The following is a 17,179-nucleotide window of genomic DNA, read 5'->3' on the forward strand; positions in this document are numbered from 1 at the left end:
CGCAGAAGCCCCCCACCTCCGAGGAGGTGAGGGGCGACGCGACGTGCTGGAACGGCCCGGCTGCCGGGTCCCGCGGCGCGCGGAGCGCGTCGTGGGGGGCAGCCGGGTCCTTGCTCAGCCCGCGGCGGTGGGGACCGTCAGGGTGGCGACACCGACCAGGAAGTTGTCCGGGACGGCGCCGGGGGCACCCAGCGTGGTGTTGAGGAACTCGGCGGCGGCCGGGGAGACCTCGACCTTGGTGCCGGTCAGGATCGCGTTGCCCGCGCTGTCGACCGTGATGGGCTCCAGGGTGCTGCCGTTCAGGTTGAACAGCGGGAAGGAGGCCGCGGCCAGGGTGCCGTTGACCGAGACGTCGGCGAAGAGGATGGCCGGCTTGCTCGGGACGACGACGAAGTTCTCGAGCTGGATGACGTTCTCACCGGCTGTCAGCGAGATGCCCGACCCCTGGTGGAAGATCGCGCCCTGGACGAACGGGCGGTAGCCGGAGTCCTTCGGGTAGACGGTCGCGGTGCCACCCGTGATCGGGAAGTCCAGCGCGCCGTCGGCCAGCGTCGCGGTGCCGATGACGCCCGGGGTGATGTTCAGGCTGGTCAGCGCGTCGAGGAAGCCCTGGTCGAGGGCCACGGAGGTGTCGCCACCGGGCTGGATCGCCGGGATGGTGGCGATGGGCTCGGGGTTGGTCACGGTCGACTCGGTGGCCGCAGCGGCCGAGGTGCTCGTGCTGCTGGTGTCGCTGCCCGAGTCGGAGCTGCAGGCAGCCATGGTCAGGGCGGCGGTCAGCGCGACCCCGGCGACGGCGGTGCGCTTGACGGCGGTCTTGGTGATGTTCACGGTCACTCCTCGTTGCTGACGTCTGGGGGATCACGAGGAGTTCGGGGCGACCACAAGATCTGGATGTCTCGATCAGGTAACGGTCTTGCGGCGGAGCAGGTAGGTGTCCATGACCCACCCCTTGCGCTCCCGCGCGGCCGCCCGCACGGCGGCGATCTCGTCGACCACGTCGGCCAGCTTGCCGCTGACCAGCAGCTCGTCCTCGGTGCCGAGGTAGGCGCCCCAGTAGATGTCGAGGTCCAGGTCGAGGTACGCCCGGCAGGCGAGCTCGCTGTCGAGCATCACCACCACGTCGTCGGCGTTGGGCGGGAACTCCCGGGCCAGCCGACGCCCCGTGGTCAGGTGCACGGCGCCGCCGACCCGGTTGAGCAGGATCCGGTGCCGGGCGGTGAGCGCCTGCACGGCGGTGATGCCGGGGACGACGTCCCACCCGATCTCCAGCTCGCCGGCCGCCGCGATCTCCTCGAGCACCCGGATCGTGCCGTCGTAGAGCGAGGGGTCGCCCCAGACCAGGAAGCCGCCGGTGCCGCCCTCGGGCACCTCCTCGGCGATCGCCCGCTGCAGCAGCACCGCCCGGTCGGTGCGCCAGTCGTCGACCGCCCGGGTGTAGCGCTGCTCGGCCGCCACCGACGCCGGGTCGCGGTCCCGCTCGGGGTCGGCCAGCTCGACGAAGCGGAAGTCGCCCTCGACGAAGCGCTCGCACACCGCCCGCCGGGCCGCGGTCAGGTCCGCCGTCGCGGGGCCCTTGTCCAGCACGAGGAACACGTCGACCTCGTTGAGCGCCCGCACGGCACCGACGGTGACGAAGTCCGGGTCGCCCGCCCCGATGCCGATCACCAGCAGACGTCGCATGCCGGGCAGCCAACCAGACCCGGCGTGCGGGACCATGGACCCATGCGTTTCCTGAACGACCAGCGCCCGGCGACCGACCTCACCTACGCCGACGTCTTCATGGTCCCCAACGACTCGACCATCGGGTCGCGGCTCGAGGTCGACCTGACGACGCCGGACGGCGTGGGCACGACCATCCCGGTCGTGGTGGCCAACATGACGGCGATCTCCGGCCGCCGCATGGCCGAGACAATCGCCCGGCGCGGCGGGCTGGCCGTCATCCCGCAGGACATCCCGGTCGACGTCGTCGGCGAGGTGGTGAGCTGGGTCAAGGCCCGGCACACCGTCTACGACACCCCGGTCACCCTGGCCCCCACCGCGACCGTGGCCGAGGCGCTGCAGCTGCTCACCAAGCGCGCGCACGGCGTCCTGGTCGTCGTGGACGGCGGGCGGCCGGTCGGCGTGGTCACCGACGGCGCGTGCCAGGGCGTCGACCGGTTCACCCAGCTCTCCGAGGTCATGGCGCCCGACCCGCTGACCATCCCCGCGGGCACCGACCTGCCGAAGGCCTTCGACGTCCTGTCCGACGCCCGGGTCAACGCCGCCCCCGTGGTCGACGGCGACCAGCTGGTCGGCGTCCTCACCCGCAAGGGCGCGCTGCGCTCGGCGCTCTACACCCCCGCCCTGGACCCGGCCGGGAAGCTGCTGACGTCGGCCGCGGTCGGCATCAACGGCGACGTCGCCGGCAAGGCCGAGGCGCTGCTGGCGCACGGCGTCGACGTCCTCGTGGTCGACACCGCCCACGGCCACCAGGCCAAGGCGGTCGAGGCGGTGCGGGCCGCGCGCTCGGTGGCCGGGTCCGTGCCGATCGTGGCCGGCAACGTGGTCACCGCCGCCGGCACCCGCGACCTGGTCGAGGCCGGCGCGGACGTCGTCAAGGTCGGCGTCGGACCCGGTGCCATGTGCACCACCCGCATGATGACCGGCGTCGGCCGGCCGCAGTTCTCCGCGGTCGAGGAGTGCGCCGCCGCGGCCCGCGACCTCGGCAAGCACGTCTGGGCCGACGGCGGGGTGCGGCACCCGCGCGACATCGCCCTCGCCCTCGCCGCCGGCGCGGCCAGCGTGATGGTGGGCTCGTGGTTCGCCGGCACCTACGAGAGCGCCGGCGACGTCCACGAGGACGGCACCGGCCGGCTCTACAAGGAGAGCTTCGGCATGGCCTCGGCGCGGGCGGTCAAGGCGCGCACCTCGACCCAGTCCGGCTTCGACCGGGCCCGGGCGGCCCTGTTCGAGGAGGGCATCAGCTCCTCGCGCATGTACCTGGACCCGGCGCGCCCCGGCGTCGAGGACCTCGTCGACCAGATCGTGGCCGGCGTCCGCTCGTCGTGCACCTACGCCGGTGCGCGCACGGTCGACGAGCTGCACGAGCGGGCCGTGCTGGGGGTGCAGTCGGCCGCCGGCTACGAGGAGGGCCGCCCCCTCCCGACCAGCTGGTGAGAGCCCTGCCCCTCGAGGAGTTCGAGGACCTGGTCGCCGACGCCCTGGACCAGGTGCCGGCCGAGCTGATGGACCTGGTGGACAACGTCGTCGTCCTGGTCGAGGACCGCAACCCCGACGAGCCCACGCTGCTCGGGCTCTACGAGGGGTACGCGCTCACCGAGCGCACGTGGGACCTCTCGGGCCAGCTCCCGGACCGGATCATGGTCTACCGGGAGGCGATCTGCGACGTCTGCGAGACGCCTGCGCAGGTGGCCGAGGAGGTCACGATCACCGTGGTGCACGAGATCGCCCACCACTTCGGCATCGACGAGCAGAAGCTGCACGACCTGGGATGGGGCTGACCATGGAGAACGACGGACGTCTGCCGATCAAGATGCTGCACGACCGGCTGCTGGTGTCGCAGCGCAAGGACGCCGGCGACCGGCGCAGCACCGGCGGCATCCTCATCCCGGCCACGGCGCAGATCGCCAAGCGGTTGGTCTGGGGCGAGGCGCGCGGGGTGGGGAGCAACGTCCGGCAGGTCAAGGTCGGGGACCAGGTGCTGTTCTCCCCCGACGACCAGCACGAGGTCGAGGTGCACGGCGAGGACCTGCTGATCCTGCGCGAGCGCGACATCCACGCCGTCGCGGCCGAGCGGATCGAGGAGGCCGGCGGCCTCTACCTGTGACCGCATGACCACACGATGTGGTCATCGGGGTTGCATCCGCCCCGGGCAGCAGCAGACTGGGGAGCCGTGGGAGCTGCCGGGCGGTGCGGGCGGTCAGCCCGCCGTGCCCCGGCGCAGCCCGTCCAGCCAGGTGGCCGCGTCGCGGAAGGCGGCGTCGTGCACGCGGTGGGGCACCGGGGCGGTCGACCGGCCGTCGGCCCGCGGGTACGACCCCTGGAACCGCACCTCGTCGCACAGCCGGTGCAGCGCGAGCAGCGCGTCGCCGACCCGGGCGTCGGCCACGTGGCCCTCGACGTCCACCGAGAACGAGTAGACGCCCAGCCGTTCGCGGGTGGGCCGGGAGTCCAGCCGGGTCAGGCTGATGCCGCGCGAGGCGAACTCGGTGAGCAGGTCCAGCAGCGCACCGGTGCGGTCGGCCACCAGGCAGGTCACGGTGGTGCGGTCGGCGCCCGTGGGCGCGGGGAGCTGCCCGGGCCGCTCGACCTGGACGAAGCGGGTGACCGCGCCGGGGGTGTCGGCCAGCCGCGTGGCGGCGACCTCGAGGCCGTAGCGGTGGGCGGCCAGCTCGGGGCAGATCGCGCCGTCGAGCTCACCTGCGGCGACCAGCCGCGCGGCGTCCGCGGTGGAGGCCGCCGGCACCACCTCGGCGTCGGGCAGGTGGGCCGCGACCCAGCCGCGGGTCTGGGCCAGCGCGTGCGGGTGGCTCGCGACCCGGCGCACGGCCCCGGTGCCCGGCCGCACCCCCAGCACGAAGTCGACCTCCAGGAACGCCTCGCGGGTGATCACCAGCGGGGCGCCGGCGGCCAGGCCGTCGACCGTCGGCGACACCGAGCCCTCGACCGAGTTCTCCAGCGGGACGAATGCGGCGTCGACCTCGCCGGAACGGGCCATGGCCAGGGCCGCGGGCACGCTGGCCGCCGGCACCGAGCCCCCCTCGGAGGGGGTGCCGAGGCTGTGGAGCGCCGCCTCGGTGAAGGTACCCTCGGGCCCCAGGAAGGCGATCCTCGTCGGGGTGGGCCCGGTGGGCTGAGCAGGCATCCGTCGAGGGTAGTGCGGCCGGGGTGGACGTCGTGTCCGCACCGGGGGGAGACGCATCGCCACGAACCGGACGGCGGTCACCGCCGTCCCCCAGGCGAGCGGAGGACGGCGTGACCACCGGCAGCCCCGCCCTCCTCGACGAGGCTGCGCTCTCCCGGGTGCGCTGGGAGCTCCTCGAGGCCGGCGACCGGGACGACCCCCGGGCCTTCGCCGAGCTGCTGACCTCCGTCGAGGACCAGCTGTCGGGTGCTCGCGACCCCCGCTGGCAGGCCTGGTCGTGCGCCTTCGCCGCCCGCCGGGCGCTCGCCGAGCACGACGGCGAGGCCGCCGGGGACCAGGTGCTCGCGGCCCGGTCCGCCGCCGACGACTGCCCGGCCGACGCCGAGCGGGCGCTGCTGCTGGCCTACCTGGCCCACCTCGAGGTCAGCGGCAACCGGTTCGAGGCCGCCCTGCACCTGGCCGTCGACGCCAGCCTGCTCACCGACCAGGTCCCGGCCGACGCCCCCAGCCGCGCGCTGCACCAGGCCCACCACTGGCTCTCCCTCGCCCTCACCCTGCTCGACCTCGAGGAGCTCGCGGTCGCCCAGGCCCTGCGCGGGTACCGGGTGGCGGCCGCGCTGGGCGACGAGCCCGCCCGCTGGCAGCTGCTGCGGCTGTGCGCCCAGCAGCACGCCGAGCTCGCCCAGACCGTGCACCGCCGCGGCGACGAGGTCCGGGCGGCCCGGCTGGCCGCGGTGGCGCTGCGCTGCTCGTTCTCGGCGACCGAGCTCGAGCACGAGCCCCCGGACGCCGAGGCCGACCTGCTCGCCGTCGTCCACGGCTGGGCGTTGACCCTGACCGGTGACCTCGAGGGCACCCTGCCCGCGCTGCGCCGGGTGCGCGACCGCATCGCCGTCGAGGGCGGTCCGTGGCTGCGCGGCTACGCCGACCTCGCGCTGTCCCGCCTGCTGTCCCGGGTCGCCGGACCGCCCGACGCCCTGGGCCCCGAGGCCGAGGAGGCCGCCGACCTGCTCTACGCGGCGGCCACCGCCTTCGCCGGGGTCGGTGACCGGCGCCGGTACCGCCAGTGCCTGCTCGAGCTGGGCCGGACGACGGCTGCGCTGGGGCGGGCCGCCGAGGCCCTGCAGTGGCTGGAGGCCTACCGGGCCGACACCGTGCGCATCCACCACCGCAGCCGCGAGCTGTGGGCCGAGATGTTCGTGCGGCGCAGCCGGCTGCGCGAGGCCGAGCGGCAGACCGCGCTCATGCGCCGGCACGCGCTCGAGGACCCCCTCACCGGGCTGGGCAACCGGCGCAGCGCCGAGCGCCGGCTGGCCGAGCTCGACACCGCCGACTCCCCCGTCGCCCTGGCCGTGGTCGACGTCGACCGCTTCAAGGACGTCAACGACGGCAACTCCCACCTGCACGGGGACGCCGTCCTGCGCCGGCTGGCCGACCTGCTGCGCCAGCACTGCCGCACCGGCGACGAGGTCTACCGGTGGGCCGGCGACGAGTTCCTCGTGGTGCTGCCCGGGGCGCAGGAGGCCCAGGCCGTGATCGCCATGGAGCGGCTGCGCACCGCCGTGGTGGCCTGCGACTGGCGGGAGCTGGACCTGCAGGGCGAGGTGACCGTCAGCATCGGCATCGCGACCTCGCACCCGACCACCCCGCGCACCTGGCGGCAGCTGTTCGACGACGCCGACCTGCACCTGTTCGCGGCGAAGCGCTCGGGCCGCGACCGGGTGCGCACCTCCACCCCGGACGGCGAGGGCGCCCCGACGGCCACGACGACCCCGCACACGTCGGTCGACGAGCTCGTGGTCGAGCTGCTCGGGGCCCGCACGCGACGCACCCCCGGCTGGGCCTTCGAGCCCGACGAGCCCGAGGACGCCGGTTCGTGATGCCCGCGGGGCGCACGGGACAGCTGTGGCTGCGGTGGCTCCGGTGACCCGCCGGGCAGCGCGCGCCCGGCGCGCCCCCGACGGAAAGGGTGACAGAACGCATCCAGGCGGGCACAGTGCGCTCGTGCCACCGGGGATCCTGCACGAGCGTGTCAGCTCGGCGCTCACGAACTGGCACCTCGACGTCGCCGAGGCCCTGCTCGCCGACCTCGATGCGGCGACGGCCGCCGAGCCTCCGGTGTCCGCGGGCGCGCCGCTCAGCTCGCTGTCCCGCGCCTGGGCAGACACGCTGCGGGCGGAGCTGCTGGTGCGCCGACTGCGCATGGCCGGCCTGACCCTGCTCGGCGACCCGATCGACGACACCGACGCCCCGGTGCAGGCCGAGCCCGACGACGCCGCCCACGTCACGGAGCAGCCGCTCGGCGCCCGCTCCCGCACCGACGACCACGCCGCGACCGCGATCGCGCTGGTCCGGTCGGCCCGGGCCGCCTTCGACGCCGCCGACGACGACCTGCAGCGGGCCGCCGGCCTGGCCCGGCACGCCGCCATCGAGCTGCTGTCCCGCCGGGTCGACGCCGCCATGGACGAGGCGGTCGAGGCCGCCAGCCTGCTGGACCCGGCCCTGCCCGCCAGCCCGCTGCTGGTGCACACCCTCGGCGCGCTGTCCGGCGTGCTGGCCGACCTCGAGCTCATGCCGCTGGCGCTGGACTACCAGCGCCGCGCCCACCACACCGCGCTGCGGCTGGCCGAGGACGACCCGGGCCCGGCGGCCCTGGCCCTGGTCGGCGACAGCGCCTCGCGGCTGGCCGCGCTGTGCGCCGAGGTCGGCGAGGGACTGCTGGACGACGGCAGCTCCGACGCCGCCGACCCGCACTTCGCGCAGGCCCGCGCCCTGGCCCTCGAGACGCTGGACGGCCTGCCCGCCGACGACCCCCACCGACCCACCGCCGAGGTGGTGCTCGGGGCGGCGCTGGTCGGCCTGGGCGAGCACGACGCCGCCGCGCAGACCCTGCGCCGCGTGGTCGGCGTCGTCCCCGCCGACCAGGACCGCGCCCTGCTGGCCTCGGCCGAGCTGGCCCTGGGCCGGGCCCTGCGCCGCCAGGGCGACGGCCCCGCGGCCGACGACCACCTCGCCCACGCCCTGGCGCTGTCCACCGAGCACGGGCTCCCCCGCCTGCGCCGGGCCGCGCTGCGCGAGCTGTGCACCCTGCACGCCGACCTGGACGACGCCGCGCGCGCCCTGCCCTACCTGCAGGCCTACCTGGCCGACGAGCTGGACCGGGTCGACGAGCGGCGCACCCGCTGGGTCGAGCTGTTCGGCCGGCGCAAGAGCCTGCTCGAGACCGAGCGGGCCGCCGGCCAGCTGCGCCGGCAGGCCTACGAGGACCCGCTGACCCACCTGCCCAACCGGCGCTACGCCGAGGGCCGCCTGGACGGCCTGCTGGCCGCCGGCGCCGCCCCCGCGCTGGCCGTGGTGGACATCGACCACTTCAAGTCGATCAACGACGCCGCCGGGCACCCGGGCGGCGACGCCGTGCTGCGGGCGGTCGCCCAGCTGCTCGTGGACGGAGTCCGGGACACCGACGAGGTGTGCCGCTGGGCCGGCGACGAGTTCGTCGTCCTGCTCCCGGACACCACGGCCGAGCAGGGCGAGCGGGCCATGGAGCGGATCCGGTCCTCCATCGCCACCAACGACTGGTCGGCCCTGGGCGTCGACGTCCCGGTCACGATCAGCGCGGGCATCGCCTCGGCGGCCCGCGGCGACGACCGGCGCACCCTGTTCGCCGCGGCGGACGGCGTGCTCTACGACGCCAAGCGCAGCGGCCGGGACCGCGTCGTCCGGTTGTCCGGGGTGACCCAGACCCGGGCCGACGACACCCAGCCCGACGCCCCGCGCACCGCCGCACCGGTCTTCGAGGGCGAGCTGCTGGAGTCCGACGCGACCCCGGCCGGTGACGGGGAGTCGCCGGAGGATGCGGTTACCGTCACGGGCATGGACGCGCAGCCCGTCGACCCGGCCCCGGGCCGGCCCACCGACATCCTGTTCGGCGACCACCCGCGGCCGGTGCCGACCCCCCGGGTCGACGACGACGCCGCGGGCGGTTTCGGCCGGCTGCTGGTCGAGCCGGTCCCCGCCCCCGGCGGACCGCGTCCCCAGCGCGGCGGACGGGTCGTGGGCCCGGCCACCGACGAGGCCCCGGCCGTCGAGGACCCCGCCCGGGTCGCCACCACCCGCGCCCCGCTGGCGTCGAGCGGCCCCGAGGTCGTCCGCGGGACCGGCCGCAGCACCGAGCAGGTGCTGGCGCTGGTCCGCGAGGCCCGCCGCGAGCACCCGGAGCGCCCGGCGATCGTGGTCGGCGCCGCGGCCGAGACCCTGGTCGCCCTGGCCGCCGAGCACGACGCGTACACGACGATGGACCACGTGGCGATGGCCGCGGCCGTCGGCCCGCTGCCCGAGGTGCGCGGCCGGGTCGCCGTACTGTGCGCCGGCCCCGCCGACGCAGCGGTGGCCGCCGAGGTCGCCTTCGTGGCCCGGGTCAGCGGCACCGAGGTCGTGCGCGCGGACGACGTCGGGGGCAACCGCCTGCAGGCACTGCTCGCCGACGGGTCGGTGCTGGCCGAGGCCGACTGCGTGGTCGTCGTCGCCGGGCTGGACGCCGCGCTGGCCACCACCGTGGGCGGGCTGACCGAGGCGCCGGTCGTCGCCGTCCCCACCTCTGCCGGGCAGGCCGGGGGGTTCGGCGGCATCGGGGCCCTGCTCACGATGCTGAACTCCGGCACCGCGGGGGTGGTCGTCTCCGCGATCGACAACGGCTACGCCGCCGGGGTGTTCGCCGCCCGCATCGCGCGCCGCTGACCTCGTCGTCTAGAGTCCTCCGCGGAGAAGGGGAGTAGCCCCCCGTCCGCTGGTCGACATGCTGGTGCCCCCGGGCACCCGGTCAGCGGGTCCGGCGCGAGCCGGATGGGCGAGACCTTCGACTGGAGCAGCCCATCCGTGGCGCTGCCGGTCGGAGGCTGCGCGCCCCCTGCCCGGCGGCGCCCAGCACAGAAGAGAGCCCCCGTGGTCCTGTCGGTCATCGCTGCCGCGTTCATCCTGATCCTCCCGGTCGAGCTGCCGGACAAGACGCTGTTCGCCACGCTCATCCTGGCCACGCGGTTCGCCCCGCTGCCGGTGTTCGTCGGCGTCGGCACCGCCTTCGCCGTTCAGGTGGCCATCGCGGTCACCGCCGGCTCCCTGCTGTCCCTGCTGCCCGCGGCCCTGGTCAGCGGGGTCGTGGCGCTGCTGTTCCTGGTCGGCGCCGTGCTGCTGTGGCGCAGCGCGAACAGCGGACCCGAGGACGGCGGGGAGGCCGCCGAGCAGCGCGAGCAGGTCTCGTTCCCGAAGGCCGCCGCGATCAGCTTCGGCGTGCTGTTCGCCGCCGAGTGGGGCGACCTGTCGCAGCTGGCCACCGCCGGCCTGGCCGCCCGCTACGACGCCCCGGTGTCGGTGTTCATCGGCTCCTGGGCGGCCCTGCTGGTGGTCTCGGGCCTGGCCGTGTTCCTCGGCAAGAAGTTGGCCGACCGGCTGCCCATCCCGCTGATCCGCCGGGTGGCGGCCGGGCTGTTCCTGGTCTTCGCGGTGATCGCCGTGGTCGAGACGGTGCGCGCGCTGGTCTGAGGGCGGTCAGGCGCCGGGCGTCGTGCGGCGCTCAGCCATGGCGGCCAGCCGGGCCAGCGCCTCGGTGTTGCGGCGGGCCAGCACGACGTCGGCCAACGGGTTGTCCAGCAGCTTGCCGGGCCCGCTGACCGGGGTCTCGGTCATGGTCACCCGGGTGCCGCCGTCCTCGCTGCGCAGGTCGAGCTGCACCCGGGCCGACCCCAGCGGGCGCCCCTTCGCCAGCAGCACCAGCCGGCTGGCCGGCTTCGACACCTCGACCACGGCCTCGTCGTCGAGGGTCACCGGCCAGCTGCCCTGGCTGTGGTGGAGCTTCGACCCGGCGGCGGGCCAGGCGGCCTCGACGGCGCGCATGTGCGAGGCGCCGACCACCCAGTTGCTGTAGCTCCAGCCGTCGGCGAGGACGTCCCAGACAGCGGTGGGGGGTGCGTCGACGTGCCGGGAGACGGTGGCCATCCGACCATCGTCCTCGCCCCCGGGGCTTCCGGCCGGGTCAGTGCCGCTTGCGCTGGTCAGGCGTTCCCGCAGGCCGACGGCCAGCCCCTCGACGGTCAGCCGGTCGGCCGCGCCGCCCAGCACCCGGGCGGTCGTGCGGTGCCGGACGCCGGCCAGCCGCAGCCGGAGCTGCACGCGGGTGCCGGGGCCCTGGGCGCGCAGCACGATCGCCCAGCTGAGCCGGACGTGGTCCCGGGTGGAGCGGTGCACCAGGGTGTGCGGCGGCGTCATCTCGTGGGCGGTGAAGGTGGCCTCGCGACCGCCCCAGTCGGGGATGGTGTCGCCGACCTGCAGGCCGAGCAGGTCGTCGTCCAGGTGCCGCAGCCCGCGCCGGGCGCGCGGGGTGACCGCCTCGACCCAGCGCGGCAGGTAGTAGCCGCCCCGCCGCTTGCCCAGCTGCACGAACCAGGGCCACACGGCGGCCGGCGGCGCGGGGAGGTCGAACGCGGTGTCCATGACGACGTCGGCGTCCGGCACGACGTCGTCCCCGGGGAGTCCTGCGGCCCGCTCCGTCCTGCTGGCCCGCGCGCTCATCCCGGCACGTTCGTCCGCAGGTCGGCCAGCCAGAGGGCGGCGGAGCCGTCCGAGGGCGCCCGCCAGTCACCCCGCGGGGAGAGCGAGCCGCCGGCGCTGACCTTGGGCCCGTTGGGCATGGCCGAGCGCTTGAACTGGCTGAACCCGAAGAACCGCTGGCAGAACACCTCGAGCCAGCGCTTGATCTCGGGCAGGTCGTAGGCCACCCGCTTGGCCTCGGGGTAGGCGTGCGGCCAGTCGCCGGCCGCGGCGTCGTGCCACGCGTGCCAGGCCAGGAAGGCGATCTTGCTCGGCCGGAAGCCGTAGCGGAGCACGTGGAAGAGGGTGAAGTCCTGCAGCGCGTAGGGCCCGACGCTGGCCTCGGTGGACTGCGCGGTCTCCCCCGGCACCAGCTCGGGGCTGATCTCGGTGTCGACGATGGACTGCAGGGTGGCGCCGACCTCGTCGTCGAACTGCTCCGTGGCGATCACCCAGCGGATCAGGTGCTGGATGAAGGTCTTCGGGATGCCGCCGTTGACGTTGTAGTGGCTCATCTGGTCGCCCACGCCGTAGGTGGACCAGCCCAGGGCCAGCTCGCTCAGGTCGCCGGTGCCCAGCACGATGCCGCCGCGCTGGTTGGCGATCCGGAACAGGTAGTCGGTGCGCAGCCCGGCCTGCACGTTCTCGAACGTGACGTCGTAGACCGGCTCGCCGTCGCTGAACGGGTGGTCGATCTCGTCGAGCATGAGCCGTGCGGTGGGCTGGATGTCCAGCTCGGCGGCGGTGACGCCCAGGGCCCGCATGAGGTCCCAGGCGTTGCCCTTGGTGTGGTCCGACGTCGCGAACCCCGGCATGGTGAAGGCCAGGACGTCGCTGCGGGGGCGGCCGGCCCGGTCCATGACCTGGGCGGCCACGATCAGCGCGTGGGTCGAGTCCAGGCCGCCGCTGACCCCGATGACGACCTTGGGGTTCCCGATGGCGGCCAGCCGCTGGGCCAGCCCGGCGACCTGGATGTTGTAGGCCTCGTAGCAGTCCTGCTCCAGGCGGGCGTCGTCGCTGGGCACGAACGGGAACCGCTCGAGGGGGCGCCTCAGCCCGAGGTCCCGCTCCGGCGGGTCGAGGGTGAACTCCACGGTGCGGTGCTGCGGGTCGTGGTGCCGGCGGTTGTCGTCGAAGGTGCCCGTGCGGGCGCGCTCCTGGCGGAGCAGGTCCAGGTCGACGTCGGCGACGGCGCGACGGTCGCCCGACGGGAAGCGGTCGGTCTCGGCGAGCAGGGCGCCGTTCTCGTAGACCAGCGTCTGGCCGTCCCACGACAGGTCGGTGGTGGACTCGCCCTCGCCGGCGGCGGCGTAGACGTAGGCGGCCAGGCAGCGGCTGGACGCGCTGCGCACCAGCAGCCGGCGGTCCTCGGCCCGGCCCACGGTGATCGGCGAGCCGCTCAGGTTGACCAGGACGGTGGCGCCGGCCAGCGCGGCCTCGGCGCTGGGCGGGATGGGCACCCACATGTCCTCGCAGACCTCGGCGTGCAGCACGAGGCCGGGCACGTCGGTGGCGGCGAAGAGCAGGTCCGGGCCGAACGGGACCTTGGTGGCGCCCACGGTGATCTCGCCGGCCTGGTCGTCGCCGGGGGCGAGCTGGCGGCGCTCGTAGAACTCGCGGTAGGTCGGCAGGTACGACTTCGGGGCCACGCCCAGGATGCGCCCGCGGTGGACGACGACCGCGGCGTTGTAGATGCGGTTGCGGTGCCGCAGCGGCGCGCCGAGGACGAGCACCGGGAGCAGGTCCGCCGTCCCCTCGACCACGGTCTGCAGCGCAGTCTCGACGGCGTCCAGGAGCGGGTCCTGCAGCAGCAGGTCCTCGATCGAGTAGCCGGACAGCGTGAGCTCGGGGAACACCGCGACGGCGACGCCGTCCTCGTGGCAGGCCCGCGCCTGGCGGAGCACGTTCTCGGCGTTGGCCGCCGGGTCGGCCAGCGCAGTGCGCTGCGTGCACGCGGCCACCCGCGCGAACCCGTGCCCGTACAGCGAGGTGAACCCCATGGTGATCAGTGTCCCGCGCCCCTGCACCCCCGTCGCGCCGCCACCCCCGTGCGGGTGGTCCAGCGTTGATCAGGGGGGTGCACGGTCGTCCGTCCTCCGCCACCAGATCTGGTGGAGGAGGACGGAGTTCGGTGCACCCCCCTGATCATCGCTGCTTAGAAGGGGGCGCGGCCCTCGCGGTCGGTGAAGGTGCCGGTGGGGCCGTCGGCGCCCTGCATCGCGAGCGCGACGACGGCGTCGGTGCCCTCGGTGACCGTCTGCGGGCCGCTGTTGCCGTTCAGGTCGGTGGCCGTGTAGCCGGGGTCGGCGGCGTTCACCCGGATGCCGGGCAACGCCTTGGCGTACTGGACGGTGAGCATGGTGACGGCGGACTTCGAGGCCGTGTAGAGCGGCGCGACCACGGTGGACTCGACCCGCGACTCGTCGTGCACGGCGGAGAACGAGCCCAGGCCGCTGGTCACGTTGACGATCGCCGGGGCCGCGGAGTCGCGAAGCAGCGGCAGGAACGCCGTCGTCGTCCGGACGATGCCGGCGACGTTGGTGTCGAACACCTGCAGCGCGTCGGCGCCGGTGAGCTCGGCGGGCTCGGTGTGCGGGCCGGTGATGCCCGCGTTGTTCACCAGGACGTCGAGCCCGCCCTGCTCGCGCACGGTGCTGGCCGCGGCGGCGACCGAGGCGTCGTCGGTGACGTCGAGCTGGACGAAGCGGGCGCCGAGCTCGTCGGCGGCCTGCCGACCGCGGGCCTCGTCGCGGGCGCCGATCCACACGGTGTGGCCCTCGGCCAGGAGGCGGCGGGCGGTCTCGCGACCCAGGCCCTTGTTGCCGCCGGTGATCAGTGTCGTGGTCATGGCTCCCACTGTGCGGCGGTCCCGGACGTCGCGCGTGGCCCCGCGCAGCCTGTGGAGTGCCGGTACCAGGCTGGCCGACGCGGGCGGGACGACACTGGACCGGTGACCGACCACGGTGAGCTGGGCGCCCTGCTGCGGTCGTGGCGCGATCGCCTCTCCCCCGCCGACGTGGGGACGACGGCCTTCGGCGTGCGCCGGGCCGCCGGGCTGCGGCGCGAGGAGCTGGCAGCGCTGGCCGGGGTGAGCGTGGACTACGTCGTCCGGCTGGAGCAGGGCCGCGCCCGGACGCCGTCCGCGCAGGTGGTGGCCGCGCTGGGCAGGGCCCTGCAGCTGGACCGGGGCGAGCAGGACCACCTGTACCGGCTGGCCGGGCTGCAACCGCCCGGCGAGGCGCTGGTGAGCACGCACGTCCCGCCCGGGGTGCAGCGGTTGGTGACGCGCATGGGCGACAACCCGATCGCGGTGTTCACCGCGGCCTGGGACCTGCTGACCTGGAGCTCGACCTGGGCGGGGCTGTTCGGCGAGCCCGCGGGCCGCACGCCCTGGGAGCGGAACCTGGTGGTGCAGACCTTCCACGAGGAGGTGCTGGGCGACCGGGCCGGCCGGGCCCGGCACGCGGACGGCGGTGCGGAGTTCCGGGCGTCCCTGGTGGCCGACCTGCGGCGCACCCAGGGGCGGCACCCGCACGACCCCCGGCTGCGCGGCCTGATCGACCGGCTGCGTGAGACCAGCCCGGAGTTCGCCGGGCTCTGGGACACCGGCGCGGTCGGGGAGCACCTGTCCCAGCGCAAGACGATCGACCACCCCGTCGTCGGCGACCTCGAGGTGGACTGCGACGTGTTCACCGTGAGCGGGTCGGAGCTGCGGATCGTGACGATGACCGTCGCCACGGGGTCCCCCGCCGCCGAGAAGCTGGACTTCCTCCGGGTCGCCGGGGCCGCCGCCCTGAGCTGACCGACATCCGACGGTGATGGGTCAACTGCGGTGAACCAGCTGTTCAACGGCCTGTTCGGCCGGCCGGAATTGTCGTACCCCTCTGGTGGACTGGGTCCATGACGGCGACGGCGGAGCGGTTCTGGGTGGAGATCACCCCGCGCCGTGCTGCCGCCGGCACCGAAGGTCCGACTGTGCTTCCCCGCCTCACCGGGCTGGCCGTGGCGGCCGGTCTGGAGGGTGCTGACCTGGATGCGGAGTTGGCGTCGGTGCACCGGCAGATGTCGGCCCTCGCCGCCTACCGAGCCGGCCTGGTCGAGCGGAAAGCCACCCTGGGCGCGCAGCACCCGTTGCCGTTCGCCCCCGGCGCGCGCACCGACACCCGGCCCGAGGCCGATGTCGACCTGGATCCGTCGCTGCAGGCTGCCGATGACTTCCTGCCCGATGAGGTGGCGGTCCTGCTGAACATGTCGGTCGCTTCGGCCCGGTACCTGGTCGACGACGACCTGGCCCTGGTGCGGCAGCTGCCTGCGGTGTGGCACGCGTTGGCCGACGGCCGGATCGACGAGGCGCGGGCGAAGGTGATCGTGAAGGCCCTGCGCTACCAGGCCGCGACCTGGGGTGGGCCGGTCGACGACGCGGTGATCGATGCCATCGCGGCCCGCGGCGTGGAGTGGGCTGCGGCCGGGTGCCCGCCGACGACGTTGCGGGAGCGGATCGACGCCGCGCTGATCGCGGCCGATCCCGAGGCGGCGGACCGGCGGAAGGCGCTGCGCAAGCGGGAGGCCGGGGTGCGGGTGCAGGGAACCGGCGACGGGTTGGCCGATCTGCGGGCGACGAACCTGGAGGCCGCCGACGCGAAGCTGGTGAAGGCCCAGCTGGGCGCGTTCGTGCGGAAGCTGAAGGCCGACGGGGACACCCGCCCGTCCGGGGAGATCGAGACCGAACTCGTGGTCACGCTGCTGACCCGCCCGTGGGAGCAGCTGGACCCCGCGATCGCGCACCTGACCATCAACGCCGACCTGGCCCACCTGCTGGTCCCCGACCTCAGCGGCCTCATCGCCCAAGCCCAGGCCGAGGCCGAGGGGGGTGAGGGCGATGCCGGAGGTGAGTCCGCCGCGACTGCCGACACCGGCACCGGCTCCGCGGACGACGACTCCGGCACGGATGCCGCCGAGGACGACACCGATGTCGAGGCCGACGCCGACGCTGACGGCGAGGACACCGTTGCCGGCGGAGCCACCGAGGTCTTGGGCGGTGCTGCGCATCCAGCGAGGACCGGTCCACCTGTCGAGGGGACAGGTGTGCCCGATGCCGGGGTCGGTCTGCTCGCCGGTGAGCAGGTGGCCTTCGGTGGTGCTCAGGTCGGGCACGTCGACGGGCTGCCGGTCAGCCCGGCCGCCGTGCGATCGCTGCTGACCTGGATCGACGCCCTCGGACTCACCCACCCCGACGGCGGTGAGCTGGCGTTCACCATCACCGGCCACCGCGGCCGGCTGCTGGCCGTGGCCACCCCCGAGGAACTCGTCACCGCCGCCAAGACCGGGCGCGGAGTCGGACCACCACCGGCGACGCCCGGGTACACCCCGACCGCCGCCCAGTACCGGTACCTGCGCGCCCGCGACCGGCACTGCCGCTTCCCCGGCTGCCGCCAGGTCGCCCGAGCCTGCGACGCCGACCACGTCGTCCCCTACGACCACCACAACCCCGACGCCGGCGGACCCACCTGCGTCCGCAACCTGGCCATGCTTTGCCGCCGGCATCACAGGCTCAAGACCCACGCTCCCGGCTGGCGGTTCCAGATGGACGCCGACGGCACCCTGCACGTCACCACACCCGGCGGCACCGCACGAGCCACCCGACCACCGGCCATGGGCGAGGTCCTCGACCTCGACGCCGAACCGGCAGCGCCCCACGAACCCGCCGACGACCCCCCACCCTTCTGACCC

14 protein-coding genes are annotated in these 17,179 nt (G+C 74.9%); 8 read left to right on the forward strand and 6 right to left on the reverse strand.

Translation table 11 applies throughout. The annotated features are described in order from the left end of the window. Window positions 1–114 precede the first annotated feature (114 nt). Window positions 115–831: a hypothetical protein gene (locus tag BLS67_RS14965; RefSeq protein ID WP_207500623.1), complete on the reverse strand. Its 717-nt coding sequence runs from the start codon at window positions 829–831 to the stop codon at window positions 115–117. 72 nt (window positions 832–903) lie between these two features. Beyond that, a complete protein-coding gene (gene cobF / locus BLS67_RS14970; RefSeq protein ID WP_091246633.1) occupies window positions 904–1,683 on the reverse strand; it encodes a precorrin-6A synthase (deacetylating) in 780 nt (259 codons plus the stop codon). A 42-nt stretch (window positions 1,684–1,725) separates the two neighbouring features. On the opposite strand from cobF, the gene BLS67_RS14975 reads away from it, so the two are divergent. From BLS67_RS14975 to BLS67_RS14985, 3 genes are read left to right on the forward strand one after another with little or no spacing between them, the layout of a single operon-like run. Beyond that, window positions 1,726–3,159, forward strand: a complete 1,434-nt coding sequence (locus BLS67_RS14975) for a GuaB1 family IMP dehydrogenase-related protein (RefSeq protein WP_091246635.1) — start codon at window positions 1,726–1,728, stop codon at window positions 3,157–3,159. After that, entirely contained in the window at window positions 3,156–3,503 is a 348-nt protein-coding gene (locus BLS67_RS14980) for a metallopeptidase family protein (protein WP_091246636.1), read from the forward strand. The genes BLS67_RS14975 and BLS67_RS14980 overlap by 4 nt, the downstream gene beginning before the upstream one ends. Continuing rightward, on the forward strand, window positions 3,494–3,829 hold the full coding sequence (locus tag BLS67_RS14985) for a GroES family chaperonin (protein ID WP_242654105.1): 336 nt from the start codon (window positions 3,494–3,496) through the stop codon (window positions 3,827–3,829). The genes BLS67_RS14980 and BLS67_RS14985 overlap by 10 nt, the downstream gene beginning before the upstream one ends. Window positions 3,830–3,922: 93 nt before the next feature. Here the strand turns inward: BLS67_RS14985 and pheA are convergent, their stop codons facing one another. After that, complete coding sequence (pheA, locus tag BLS67_RS14990) at window positions 3,923–4,867, reverse strand: prephenate dehydratase (protein WP_091246638.1); 945 nt, start codon at window positions 4,865–4,867, stop codon at window positions 3,923–3,925. A gap of 110 nt (window positions 4,868–4,977) precedes the next feature. On the opposite strand from pheA, the gene BLS67_RS14995 reads away from it, so the two are divergent. The 3 genes from BLS67_RS14995 (at window position 4,978) to BLS67_RS15005 (ending at window position 10,405) form a co-directional block, all read left to right on the forward strand. After that, the gene (locus tag BLS67_RS14995; RefSeq protein WP_242654106.1) at window positions 4,978–6,747 is read left to right on the forward strand and encodes a GGDEF domain-containing protein; all 1,770 of its coding nucleotides are present in this window, start codon (window positions 4,978–4,980) and stop codon (window positions 6,745–6,747) included. 124 nt (window positions 6,748–6,871) lie between these two features. After that, on the forward strand, window positions 6,872–9,604 hold the full coding sequence (locus BLS67_RS15000) for a diguanylate cyclase domain-containing protein (RefSeq protein WP_242654107.1): 2,733 nt from the start codon (window positions 6,872–6,874) through the stop codon (window positions 9,602–9,604). Between the two features lie 204 nt (window positions 9,605–9,808). Further along, complete coding sequence (locus tag BLS67_RS15005; RefSeq protein ID WP_091246643.1) at window positions 9,809–10,405, forward strand: TMEM165/GDT1 family protein; 597 nt, start codon at window positions 9,809–9,811, stop codon at window positions 10,403–10,405. A 6-nt stretch (window positions 10,406–10,411) separates the two neighbouring features. Here BLS67_RS15005 and BLS67_RS24140 read toward each other — a convergent pair whose 3' ends face one another. The 3 genes from BLS67_RS24140 to BLS67_RS15025 form a co-directional block, all read right to left on the reverse strand. After that, window positions 10,412–11,431, reverse strand: coding sequence for an SRPBCC family protein (locus BLS67_RS24140; protein WP_207500624.1), 1,020 nt, complete (start codon window positions 11,429–11,431; stop codon window positions 10,412–10,414). Beyond that, window positions 11,428–13,449 carry an NAD(+) synthase gene (locus tag BLS67_RS15020; RefSeq protein ID WP_091246645.1) on the reverse strand — a complete coding sequence of 674 codons (2,022 nt, stop codon included), beginning with the start codon at window positions 13,447–13,449 and terminating at the stop codon, window positions 11,428–11,430. Before BLS67_RS15020 ends, BLS67_RS24140 begins: the two co-directional genes overlap by 4 nt. Before the next feature lie 155 nt (window positions 13,450–13,604). After that, on the reverse strand, window positions 13,605–14,297 hold the full coding sequence (locus BLS67_RS15025; protein WP_091246647.1) for an SDR family NAD(P)-dependent oxidoreductase: 693 nt from the start codon (window positions 14,295–14,297) through the stop codon (window positions 13,605–13,607). A gap of 102 nt (window positions 14,298–14,399) precedes the next feature. Between BLS67_RS15025 and BLS67_RS15030 the strand changes: the two genes are divergently transcribed. Together BLS67_RS15030 and BLS67_RS24765 are read left to right on the forward strand one after the other, a co-directional pair. Beyond that, window positions 14,400–15,251: a helix-turn-helix transcriptional regulator gene (locus BLS67_RS15030; RefSeq protein WP_207500625.1), complete on the forward strand. Its 852-nt coding sequence runs from the start codon at window positions 14,400–14,402 to the stop codon at window positions 15,249–15,251. A gap of 98 nt (window positions 15,252–15,349) precedes the next feature. Then, window positions 15,350–17,176: an HNH endonuclease signature motif containing protein gene (locus BLS67_RS24765; RefSeq protein ID WP_091246648.1), complete on the forward strand. Its 1,827-nt coding sequence runs from the start codon at window positions 15,350–15,352 to the stop codon at window positions 17,174–17,176. Window positions 17,177–17,179: the final 3 nt, after the last annotated feature.

Source organism: Klenkia soli, from assembly GCF_900103975.1.
Lineage (GTDB): Bacteria > Actinomycetota > Actinomycetes > Mycobacteriales > Geodermatophilaceae > Klenkia > Klenkia soli.